9 protein-coding genes and 1 pseudogene are annotated in these 12921 nt (G+C 28.8%); 2 read left to right on the forward strand and 8 right to left on the reverse strand.

The features are described from left to right. Positions 1–157: 157 nt before the first annotated feature. From KPL38_RS02665 to KPL38_RS02680, 4 genes and pseudogenes are all read right to left on the reverse strand, one after another. Positions 158–1147 (reverse strand): SNIPE associated domain-containing protein, encoded by a 990-nt coding sequence (locus KPL38_RS02665; RefSeq protein WP_216286636.1) that lies wholly within the window; start codon positions 1145–1147, stop codon positions 158–160. Between the two features lie 238 nt (positions 1148–1385). Then, a complete protein-coding gene (locus KPL38_RS02670; RefSeq protein WP_216286638.1) occupies positions 1386–1991 on the reverse strand; it encodes a zinc dependent phospholipase C family protein in 606 nt (201 codons plus the stop codon). A 232-nt stretch (positions 1992–2223) separates the two neighbouring features. Next, a pseudogene (locus KPL38_RS02675) lies at positions 2224–4359 on the reverse strand (RNA degradosome polyphosphate kinase). A gap of 15 nt (positions 4360–4374) precedes the next feature. Continuing rightward, positions 4375–5916 (reverse strand): Ppx/GppA phosphatase family protein, encoded by a 1542-nt coding sequence (locus KPL38_RS02680; protein ID WP_216286640.1) that lies wholly within the window; start codon positions 5914–5916, stop codon positions 4375–4377. A gap of 219 nt (positions 5917–6135) precedes the next feature. Here KPL38_RS02680 and KPL38_RS02685 point away from each other — a divergent pair, with 219 nt between their 5' ends. Together KPL38_RS02685 and KPL38_RS02690 are read left to right on the forward strand one after the other, a co-directional pair. Continuing rightward, positions 6136–7638 (forward strand): Ppx/GppA phosphatase family protein, encoded by a 1503-nt coding sequence (locus KPL38_RS02685; RefSeq protein ID WP_216286643.1) that lies wholly within the window; start codon positions 6136–6138, stop codon positions 7636–7638. Positions 7639–7698: 60 nt separating this feature from the next. After that, a complete protein-coding gene (locus tag KPL38_RS02690; protein WP_216286645.1) occupies positions 7699–8280 on the forward strand; it encodes an exopolyphosphatase in 582 nt (193 codons plus the stop codon). Between the two features lie 83 nt (positions 8281–8363). Here the strand turns inward: KPL38_RS02690 and KPL38_RS02695 are convergent, their stop codons facing one another. From KPL38_RS02695 to KPL38_RS02710, 4 genes are all read right to left on the reverse strand, one after another. Beyond that, entirely contained in the window at positions 8364–8603 is a 240-nt protein-coding gene (locus KPL38_RS02695) for a hypothetical protein (protein ID WP_216286646.1), read from the reverse strand. Positions 8604–8908: 305 nt separating this feature from the next. Continuing rightward, positions 8909–9934, reverse strand: coding sequence for a LacI family DNA-binding transcriptional regulator (locus KPL38_RS02700; RefSeq protein ID WP_216286648.1), 1026 nt, complete (start codon positions 9932–9934; stop codon positions 8909–8911). 176 nt (positions 9935–10110) lie between these two features. Then, positions 10111–11544: a glycoside-pentoside-hexuronide (GPH):cation symporter gene (locus KPL38_RS02705; protein ID WP_246577785.1), complete on the reverse strand. Its 1434-nt coding sequence runs from the start codon at positions 11542–11544 to the stop codon at positions 10111–10113. Positions 11545–11709: 165 nt separating this feature from the next. Further along, positions 11710–12873 (reverse strand): galactokinase, encoded by a 1164-nt coding sequence (locus KPL38_RS02710; RefSeq protein WP_216286650.1) that lies wholly within the window; start codon positions 12871–12873, stop codon positions 11710–11712. Positions 12874–12921: the final 48 nt, after the last annotated feature.

A 12921-nucleotide genomic window follows, 5' to 3' on the forward strand; every position in this document is an offset into this window, starting at 1 on the left:
CAGATTCCGCCTCACGGTGGACACCCTTGTCTTAAGCTAACGGATGGCACTATCAGCCCCCGTATCGGACTTTCACCGACGAGTAAACGCCCATGCCAGGCACACTAAAAATAGACCATTGATTTTAAAAATCAGCAGCCTAAATTCATTAAATATATTATTTTGCTCTATTTTGTTCCTCTTGTTCTTCCTGCTTTTTCAATTTATATTCATAAAAAAGATTAAGTTCTTCTAACTTAGTATTAAAGTACTTAGTTGATATTTTTACTTGTGTTATATTCCCAAACTTATTTAAATCATCAAAAAACTTTTTGATGATGTTTTCTATTACTTCAACATTACTATATTTTACTTTATCAATTATCGAATCACACTCATCATTAAAAATTCTAAGAACTAGTTTGATCATATCATCTGTCATATCATTAACTACTTGATTGTCTTCTTCTACACTACCACTAATAATCCACTGCTTAAATTCTATAGCTTCTTTAGTTTTAATCATCTTCACTTGCTTTTCCCTAATTTCTTGAAGCATTTTCGATGATTTTTCTGAACTCATTAGTGTATATTTAGGTTTCGAAATTCCAAAACTTTGCATTAGAACCTCAGCATCTAAGTTCACAATTTGAGATTTTAAGTTATCTACACATGTTTTTACATTATTGTATTCTGTATTAAGTTCATCAATTGACTTGTTTTTAGTTTCAATTAAAGTTCCTAATTCATTAGATTTATTTTTAAGTTCATCCGCTTTAAGTCCAATTAAATCCTCATACTCTTGTTTTTTCTTATCGACATATTCATCATATTCTTTAGATTTATCTTCAAGCTCTTTGCTTTTTTGTTCAATTAGATTATCATATTCATTTGATTTTTGTTCAAATTCTCTTGACTGATACACAGCTTGGTTATTATATTCTGTTTTAAGATCTTTTATATCTTTAGTCTTTGTTTCAATTAAATTAGAATACCCTTCTAACTCCGATTCAAGTTCTTTAGTTCTAGACAAAATTTGACTCATTCCCATTTGAGTTGGGGTTAACTTTATATATTTTAAATTTTTATTTTCCTCGATTAATTTTTCAATCTCAGATTTATATTGTTTAGCATTTAGCGCATCCTTAATAGATGTAAGTATTGCCATTGGAAAACCCTCCTTATTTCTTTATTAATTTACATTATACCACAAAAAATTTACTCACTAATATGATAATTAGACCTAAAACAGCCTAATAATTATTTTACTAATTATTAAGCTATTAAAATTGCTATAAGTAATTCCTTACTTTTACATTTTTTTATGATAATTAAAACCTATATTTATCATTAATTAATTATATAATCATTAAAAGCTACTTTTGTTAAAATTTTTGCAATTGTAATTAGCTCTTTACATGTATATGTTTTAATTCATATTCTTTTGTAATGTACATTTCCTTTTGTTGAAAATACAACTGACTTAGACATACTATCAACTTGGAAATTTGCAAAGCACCAGACACCGCATAAGTTATATCCTTATTTAAACTTTTTGGCTCTAAATTATAATTATTTTCCATATTTAAAAATATAAATTCAATCTTATTTTTTAATATATCACAATTATTAAGTTTTATCTTTCCTTTTAAAAGAAGTGTTAGCAGTTTCACATGTAACCTTACTTCATAAAACAGATGTTCATATAAACCTTTTTTATCATTTCCTTCTCTGTGATATAAGCAAAAATAGTCGCAAGCAAAATGACATATGACTCCTAAGGATATTGAAAACTCCCTTATTGATATATTTTTACTCATTAATTCTTCTGCATATTTATTAACGCTATCCATACTTTCATCTAATGTATGTGAACACCCAACATCCTCATTATTAAAATCTGGCTTAATATTCCCATATGCAAAAGCAACTCTATCTAACTTAAAATTTATTTGGTTTGATATATACTTATATAAGATTTGAGACATGACTAAGTGGCTATCAACTATCATAGTATTACACCTCCTATGATTATATATTATATCAAAATTATGTAATTGTAATGTAATTTGAGTTAAGGTATTGTTATTTTCTAGTTAAATATAAAAATGAGCAATAGCTACTTTTAAATCTTATGAGACCTGGTAAAATGTTTATAACTTCCACCCTCACTGATTCTACATTTCAAAAGTCACAAAAAGAGATTATAATCTCTTTTGCTATTTGTAAAACATACACATAACTCTAATTATTGATTATTTCTGATACTCTTGGCGTAAATCCGTTTTCTGCCCAATCTTCTTTCATGGGATGAACCTTTTCTTTAATTCCATCTTCATTCTCAATTACAGAATTGCAAAATACTTCCTGACTATTAATTAGTTCCTTACCTCTTCTATCCACCCTTGTGTAAATTCCATCTTCATTCAAAATTCTTGCTTTTTAAGTGTCTAATAAAGATATTTCTAAAATTTTCTTTATTCTACGTCTAGCTTTTTTATCTTCAATTGGAAATAAAAGTTCTACTCTCCTGTCTAAATTTCTATTCATCCAATCTGCACTCGATAAATAAATTCCTTCTTGTCCATCATTATAAAAATAAAAAATGCGACTGTGTTCTAAAAATCTTCCTACAATACTCCTAACAGTAATATTTTCACTTACTCCTGGTACTCCAGGTTTAAAGCAACATATGCCACGTACTATTAAATCAATTTTCACGCCTGCATTTGATGCCTCAAATAAGGCTTCAATAATTTGCATATCAACTAGTGAGTTTACTTTTGCAACAATTTTACCTTTTTTACCTTTTTTAGAATTTTCAGTTTCTTCAAAAATCATTTGCAAAAATCTATCTCTTAATTGTAATGGAGCGAGACTAAATTTATATAAAGATGTTGGCTTACTATTCCCGGATAACATATTAAATAAGGCAGATGCGTCTGCTCCAAAATAGGAATTTGCTGTAAATAGTCCTATATCTGTATAAAGTTTTGCAGTAACATCATTGTAGTTTCCTGTTCCCATATGAACATAACGCTTAATTCCGTCTTCTTCTCTGCGAACTACGAGTAATATCTTACAATGAGTTTTTAGCCCCACAATACCATAAATAACATGACATCCTGATTGTTCTAATTGCTTCGCCCAAAGTATGTTATTACTCTCATCAAATCTCGCTTTTAACTCCACCAACACAGTAACTTGCTTTCCCATATCTGCAGCTTTAACTAAAGCTTTGATTATTGGTGATCTTCCACTTACACGGTATAATGTATGTTTTATTGCAAGAACATCAGGATCAACAGCCGATTGTTTTACTAACTCAACAATTGGATCAAATGATTCATATGGATGGTGTAATAATATATCTTTTTCTGCAATGGCTTTAAACATATTCTCATATTTCAATAAATATTTTGGATATTGTGGTTTTATAGGCTTATATTCTAACTTTTCATAACCCTTAATTCTTCCAATTTTCATTAAAAATGTTAAGTCTATTTGACCATTTATTATATACTCCTGCTCTTTTGATATTTCAAGCTCCCTCTCAAGAATTTCGAGTAGCTTACTGTTCATACCATTCTCTATCTCAAGACGTACAGCTTTACCCCATTTACGCTGTTTTAAAGATTCTTGAATTGCTTCGAGCAAATCTTCTGCACCTTCTTCATCTAAAGCCATGTCTGCATTTCTAGTAATACGATAGCAACCAGCCTCTATAATCTTGTGTCCACTAAAAAGGAAATTTAAATTCATCTTAATGATGTCTTCTAAAAAGATAAATGTCATTCCATCTTCATCTGGGACTTTTACAAGTCTATCCAAAACAGATGGAGCCTTTATTGTTGCAAATATATTTTCATCCTTGTTATCTTTAAGAAGAACTGCAATATTCAGACTTTTATTGGATATTAATGGGAAAGGGCTACTTTGATTAACAACCATAGGTGTTAATACCGGGAAAATATTTTTCGAATAATAATTTTCAATGTAATTAATTTGCTCTTCACTTAAATCTTTAGGTTTCAAGAGTTTAATATTTTCTTTTTTTAAACTTTTTTTTAATGAGCGATTGTAACAGTTAAATTGGTCGTAAACAAGGCTATGTACTAATATTCCTATTTGTTTCATTTGCTCAATTGGCGTAAGTCCAGATGGATCTTTTTTATCAAATTCAGCTGTAATTTGATCCGATAGTGAACCAACTCTAACCATAAAAAACTCATCAAGATTTGAACTTACAATAGCTGCAAATTTTAACCTTTCAAACAATGGATTATTTGTATCCTGTGCTTCTTCAAGTACACGTTCATTAAACTGAATCCAACTTAATTCCCTACTAATAAAATATTTAGGCAATGAATAGACCTTCATTTTCCCTCTCTCCTTTTATATTATCGGTTTTACACCAATTACTTCTTCAAAAAAATCCACATATTTAGAAAAATTCCATTCTTCTAAAATAAGATCACTGTCAGATTTCAGATTAAAAAACAATTTATCATTAGTTGATTGTAATTTTAATTCTTTTATCTTTTGCATGTGTGATATGTCTAAAGCTTCTGATAACTTTAGTATTGCAGCTAATGTAGATACAACCATTTTATTTCTATCACTTAAGTATCTATAGTTATTATGATTTTCTGTAGGGTTATCCTCGCAGTGGTACCTTGCTGCAGTTGCTATAATCTCAAGTTCTATATCTGAAAATCCTATAATACTCTGGGAGCTTATTACATTATAAGAATGTAAACTATGATTATTTGTGCTTATAAAAGTACCTACATTATGGAGTATAGCCGCAACCTGCAAATAAAGTCGTTCTCTATCACCTAACTTATGTAACCTCCTAGTGTTATCAAAAATTTCAAGAGAAAATTTTTCAACGAAAATTGCATGTTCTTTATCAATTTGATATTTTTCGCCTATATACCAAACAGAGCTAATAATATCATTTATTAATTCTTCTTTTCGTGATATATTTAATATTTCATCGGATAAATCATATAAAATTCCTTGCCTCAGCGATAACTTAGGAACTTGAATTCCCTTTGCCTTAGTTATTTTAAAGAAGCAATAAAAAATTAGTATGGAAGGAAGCAGGAGTTCTGCTGTTTGATTAGATAGACCAAATGTGGTCTTAATTTGGAAATTATCCATATCACCAATTTCTTTTGCTAATTCTATTAATTCTTCTTTTTTAATGAAATAATTTTTTTTACTAATTCCTTTCTTTTTCCTTATAATTCCACAAATTGTATTTAGTTCTCCACCTAAACCCAAAAATTGATAAATATCAAATTCTTGTATTTGAGGTTTTAATGCATATATCTTGCTTTCTATATACTGCTCCATAGTTTCTGGGAATTCAATTGTCTTTGTTTCTAAATCTAATAAAGCTTCTTTTATTCTTAGTGGTCCAACCTTAACATGCTCAGTTAATTTTAATTTACCATATTTATATATTGCTATCTCTACTGCACCAGAGGTAATATTAACAATTAAAGATTGTTCCGATTTTTTAATATCTATCAAACTTAAATTATTGCTGACAGCCTTTAACATAAAAAATTGCTCTTCTGCAATATTTATTAACTTTATATTTAAGCCTGTTCTTAGTCTTATTTGTTCTAGAACATATTGTTTGTTCTCAGCTTCCCTAATACCACTGGTTGCTACCGCTTTATAATACTTTATTTTATAGTCTTTCATAAGCCTCACAAACCCTTTTAGATCATCGCAAGTATCATGTATTGTTTGCACGGATATTTTAGTTAATGAAAATGTATCTTTGCCTATTTTAGTGGGTTTCACTACATCTTCTAAAATTTTTACATCACCTAACATATTTATTTTCCCAATTGTCATTCTTAAATAGTTAGTGCCTACGTCAATAGCCGCAATTATTTTCCACGCTCTTGCGATGCCCATAAAAACTCTCCTTTGTGTATTAAGATTAACATATTTACATATATTATATTACTATAACCCTTGTTTTTATACAATAATCTGCATTTAATTTAACCCAATCTTAACGCTATCAAAATATACTATAAGATGATGATTTTAACTAACACTTGCAAATACCATTAATATTATCTATTATAGTTATGTATTCTATAACAATTCACTTTCTAAAGGAGAATGACGATGAAGAAAATAGGAATTATTGATATTGGTTCAAATTCAATACGTCTAGTAATTGTTCAAATAAATAAAGATAACTCTTTTAGTATAACGGATGAAATAAAAGAAAGTGTTCGTTTAGGCAAAGATATGACATCTAACGGAAGTTTAAATTCTTTTAGAATTGATAAAGCCATTTATACTTTATCTTTCTTTAAAAGGTTATGTATTATTCAAAATGTAAGTGAAATTTTAGCCGTTGCAACAGAAGCTGTCCGTAAAGCAACTAACCAAAAAGAATTTTTAAACCGTGTTAAATTAGAACTTTCTATAGATATTAGAGTTTTGACTGGTATAGAAGAATCCTATTATGATTATTTTGGAGCTATTAATAGCATGGATTTTTCTGATGCACTTATAATGGATATTGGAGGAAGTAGTTCAGAACTTATTTTAGTCAAAAACAGAAAATTAAAAAATTCAATTAGTCTACCTTTTGGTGCTATAAACCTTACAGAAAAATTTTCACTTCTAAAAGTTATGAATGATAAAAGTGAAACTGCCATTAAAACCTTTTTAATTTCACTATATAAAGATATTCCTTGGTTAAAAGAGGTTAAAAATGTACCTATTATCGGAATTGGTGGCACTATAAGAAATATCGGTAAACTTCATCAAAAAAAAACTAACTATCCTATAGATAATCTGCATAATTATATAATTCCTACGAATGAAGTTATTTCTATCTACGATGCAGTTAAAATTAAAGATTCCTATCAAAGAAAAAAACTGAAGGGACTTTCAAAAGAACGAGCTGATATTTTCGTTGGTGCTACCGCAGCTTTAGTAACATTAATTGAGTATCTTAATATAAAAGAACTCCATGTTAGTGGAAGTGGACTCCGCGATGGCTTAATATTTGAATACATCTTTAAGAGCAATATACCTTTAATTGATGTTCTTGATTTTTCTCTAAAAAATCAATTACTCAATTATAAAATTGACCTTAACCATCCAAACCACGTATGGATGTTAACACAAGCCTTATATAATGGACTTAATTCTATTGCCAACATTACAATAAATCCCTATAAAATTTTAAAAACCGCAGCTATGCTTCATGATATAGGGATTCTAATAAGTTATTTTGACCATCATAAGCATTCCTCTTATATGATTGCAAACTCCAAAATTAATGGACTTACTCATAAAGAACAACTAATGGCATCATATATAGCTGCGCTTCATAGAAAAAATGAATTTAAAATAGACTTAAAATTATACCAAAATCTTATTACTAAACAAGACTTGGAAATTGTCGATAAGCTAAGCATATTATTGCGCATTTGTGAAAGTTTAGATAGATGTTTAAATGGTAATATAAAGATGGTTAGTTGTATCATAGAATTAGATACCGTAACTATCTCTGTTGATGCAAAAGCAGACCCAATACTAGAAATAAGTGCAGCCGTTGATTGCTCTTCATCATTTAAAAAAATATACAATAAAAAGTTAGTTATTAGATAAATAATATAAGCATGTTATCCAATTTCTTTACATATGATTAATATGGTAAAGGGGGTTGACATGCTTAATATTTCAAACTATTTAACCTACGAACAACTTTTTAAAATAATAGATAAATATAATTTATTTGACATAAAAACTCACGAAAAAAAAATTTCAAATTATGCCCTGCGTATATATGATTCATTAAGTCCATTCAATGAACTTAATGATGTAGAAAGAAATCTCCTTTATTACAGCTCAGTTCTTCACGATATAGGTTACTTTATTAATAAAGAAAACCATCATCAACATACACAATATATTATCTTAAAAGAGCCACTTTTTGATAACATTCCTAAAAATCTTAGAAATTCCTTAGCCATTATTGCAAGTGGTCATGGAAAATATATCGATGATTGCATATATTCTTATTCGTGTAAGGAAAAAGTCACACTTCTTAAACTAATATCTCTGCTTAAAATTGCAGATTCTATTGATCATAAACATAATCTCCATGTTTCACTACAAAAAGTTGAAATGAAAAATGGAACCTTAATCATTAAAATTAAAGGAGAATATTGCGCCCTAATAATAAAAAAGATTAAAAAAAAGTCCTCCTTGTTTACAGAAATATATCATATACCTGTCTATATTAATTGATCATAAAAGGCGCCTACTTACAAGCAGGTGCCTTTTTATTAATACTCTTTGTTATAATAAGATGATATACAAATATATTATTTTTATATGTAGTTTACTAGCTTATTACTTACGAGACTGTTTTTTTTATCTTCATTAATAAAAATACGATATAGAACACTATCATTAATTAATGTTTGTACACAAACACCATCAGAACAAACCAAATAGTTCTTACCCTGAAACTCAAACTTATTTTCTTTATCCTTAACAGTATTAATCATAAGTTTATTAAATGTACTAACCTTTTTAATAGAAGAACTTTTATCAGAATCAATTATCATAACATCGCCCCTTATTAATTTTTATATCATTTTCATTTTAACATTATTTTTTATAATATACCATACTATAAATTAATTAAGAAATTCTATCTATATTCAAAAGGATATTAATAATCAGAAAAGATGTACTTACATATTGTCTAACACTTGTAAACATCCTTCAAGTTATTACATTATATATTTAGTTCTTTCAGAAACAAAAATGCTAACATTAGAGCATACAGATTAAAAAATATAAATCTGTATACTTTATTGTTAGCATGTCAAATTGCCTTAAGATATATTTGTTTATACTTTATATATATTTAATAATTATTCTGGTTGCTACAACTATTTCTAATAATTAATTGCGTTTTTAACGCAATTCTACTAACTTTCTGATTACTATCAGCAATTAGATTCAAAAGCATTTTTGATGCATTTTCCCCAAGTGAATACATATTTTGATCTACTGTTGTAATCTTAGGTTCAACTATACTTGATATACAAATATTATCAAACCCAATTATAGACACATCTTTTGGCACATCAAATTTCAATATTTTACAAGCATTCAAAACTCCAAGCGCCATTAAATCATTACAAGCAAATACTGCTATAGGCGTTTGTATTTTTTCAAGTTCTTTGCTCATTATGTTCATTGTACCATTAACACAATCATAACTATTTCCTTCACCAATATCTATAATTTTCTTATAAGCAATTAAATTATTTTCTTTCATAAAATCATTATATACTTTTTCTTTTATGTCGTATGAATAACTTTCTTTTCCCCTTACAAATATTATATTTTTATGACCCATTTCTAATAAATATAACATAGCCTGTTTTGCACCACTTGCCTCATCATTAAGTACAAAGTTACAATTAATGTTGGTATTATATCCATTAATTGATACAAGAGGTATATCTTTACTCACCGTTTCATAAAACCCATTTTTCATATTTTCCGTTTTAGGGTCAATAATTATAATTCCATCTACTTGCCTACCCATAAGCGATTTTACATATTTTATTTCTTCTGCTGCATTGTCATCAGTATCACAAAGATAAATTGAATAACCATTTATTCTAAGTTCATATTCTATAGCTTTAATTACAGTTGGAAAGAAAAAATTATTTATGCCTGGAACTAAAATACCAATTGTTTTTGTATTCTGGCTAATTAACGATCTTGCTAATGTATTAGGACTAAAATTTAATTTTTTTACAGCTGCTTCAACTCTAATTTTAGTTTCCTCTTTAACAGGATAATTTTTATTAATAACCCTGGATACTGTACTCATAGAAACACTAGCTTCTTTTGCAACATCTCTTATATTAACTTTCATTTTTGCCTCCCTATAAAGTCAGAAAATTTACACATATTATATTTAACCAACTAACTACTCATATGTATAAATACTACTATTTAAATTGAAATTTGTAAAGAGAAAGCTGCCTCAATTTTTGTCTTGAGGCAGCTTTCTAGTATTTATAATGCTTTAATTATTAACTCAAATTAACTTTATTTTGCTAATGATGCTTCTAATTCTGCTACTATTTCAGCATGTTTCTTTTCTGTTAATTTTATTTTGAATAAGAAGATAACACCAGAGATAATCATTAATGCTGCTGGCAAATAGAAAGCCCACATTTTGAATGTTACAATACCTTGATGTGTTATATCCCGTGCTTGTGCATCTCCAATCATACCACACGTTACTGATATGAAACCAACAATACCATTAGATAAAGCACCTGCGAGTTTATCTAATAATGGACGAAGAGATAAAGTTACTGCTTCATTACGAACTCCATTTTTCCATTGTCCGTATTCAACTGAATCACTGATTGTCATAAGCACTGCTAGAAAAATTAATTGGTACGGAAAATAGAAGAATACTAGGCCTATAATAATAACTGACATTGAACTTGGTGATACTACGGAAAGTGTCAAATATCCAATTAGCATTAATACAATACCAATTATATAAACGTATTTTCTTGAAATAAGTTTAGTTATAGTTGGGTAAAGTGGAACAGATACGATGCCACAAATTGCAGCTACAATACCTACAATTGAAAAGGCTGCTAAATTACCAATTACATATTGGAAGTAAAGCATTAATACTGCTGTTGTAGCTACATAAGCAATAGCAAATAAAATATATGCTAATGACAACCACATTAATTGGTCATTTTTAGTAAGTGCAGTAAAGACGTCTTTAAGTGAAGTTTTACCACTTTGCTTACGTAAAGCACTTTCTTGTTCTTTTGTTCCAAAAGCTACAATCCAACTTGTAACACCGTAGATTAATGCAGCTATTAAACCAAATGCAAACCATCCACTAGCTCCTTGACCTGAGTGACCAGTAGCTACTAAAGTAAAGAATGAAACTATAGGAACTACTGCTAGTGTTGTTCCGTTTGCACCTAATGATGAAGCAAAACGGCCGAATGTTGCTAATTTCCCACGTTCTGCCGAATCTTCACTAAGTGCAGGAATTATTGACCAAAATGCTATATCTTTAAACGAATAAGAACAGTCTAAAATTACGAAAACAAGGATAAATACAACTGTAAATAAAGTTTGGTTACCTGTTGCTAGTCCAAAGAAGTTAGTAAATAGCAGTGCTAAGCAAATTGCACTTATTGTTCCACCAATACAAAGCCATGGACGAAATTTTCCCCATCTAGTCTTAGTGTTATCTATAATACTACCAATAATTGGATCAAAGACGATTTCAACTAGTCTTATACCTACAACTAATGAGGTAACTAACCCTATCATTTTCATCTGAGTTGCCTTTGGAGCACCTTCAAACATAGATTTTGTAACGAAAATCATGAAATATGTTGATAATGTTGCATAAAAAATATCATGGCCAAATGCACCTGCTGCAAATGAAAGTCTTTGTGTCATTGGTTTAATTGGTTTCATTTGTTTAATTGATTTCATTTTTATTTCCCCCTATATATTTGATAGTATTAACACTATCTTTGTTTTATTTATTTGAATTCTTGCCTTAGCAAAGGTTTAAATTACTTTTATAATAAGAAAACAATATTGAAATGATTTTCTCAACATCAGAATCATTTCTGTCCTCAAGAAAATCTTGTACAATTATTCTACCCTATGAACCCCTTCACCAATTCCTGTGGAATAAAATGTTGGTTCGTATCCAATTCTCTTTGTATATTCCCTTTTTACTCTACTCGTAAATAAATTTACTTTGTCTTTTTCAACTATTGCAATTGCACATCCTCCGAAACCTGCGCCTGTCATCCTCGCCCCAATACAACTATCACTAAATAATGCTTCTTCTACAATAGCATCAAGCTCTTTTCCTGTAACTTCATATAAGTTTTTTAATGAATTATGTGATTCTACAAGTAGTCTCCCAAATTCAATAAGATCTCCATTATTTAAGCAATTAAATGCTTTAATTACTCTTGCATTTTCATATACTGAATGTTTAGCTCTATTTTTAATTTTCTCATCAGTAAATAAATATTCAAGCTTATCAAATTCTTCTGGTTTTAATTGACATATATCTTTTACATCTTTCACTTTTTTAATTACTTCCAACGCTTTTTCACATTCAGATCTTCGTTCATTGTATTTTGACTCAGCTAGTGCACGCCTCTTATTAGTATTCATAATTACAATTTCATAGTTTAAAAGGTTTACAGCCGCATAACTATATTCTAATGTTTGGCAATTTAAAAGAATAGCTTTTGCTTTTTTACCCATTCCAATTGCAAATTGATCCATAATTCCACAATTAACACCAACAAAATCATTTTCAGCCTTTTGTGACATTTTAACTATGTCAATCATGCCAATGCTATTATCATTAAATAGATTGTTAATAATTACTCCTGTAAGAACCTCAAGCGAGGCAGAAGAAGATAAACCTGCTCCATTTGGTATATTACCACTTATTAAAATATCCATTCCTTTAACTTTGTATCCTTTATCAAGCATTATCTTTATTACACCTTTAGGATAATTAGCCCAGTCATCTATAACATCATTTTTCATAGGCTTGTCTAAATCCGACTTAACCCTTAAATCAAAATTTGTTGAAGCAAAATTAATTTTATTGTCATTTCTTACTTTCACTAATCCATAAGTTCCGAAATCTAAAGCGCATGGAAAAACGTATCCACCATTATAATCAATGTGCTCTCCTATAAGATTAATTCTTCCTGGTGAGAAAAATGTAGCTTCACTATCTTCTCCATAAATTTCTGTAAATGTCTCATGAAGTTTTTTAATATCCATAATGTATTACCTCCAAAGTTTTTAGTAAATCATTTTTTAATAAACTAA

The sequence above is a fragment of the Clostridium psychrophilum genome (genome assembly GCF_018861705.1).
GTDB lineage: Bacteria > Bacillota > Clostridia > Clostridiales > Clostridiaceae > Clostridium_AD > Clostridium_AD psychrophilum.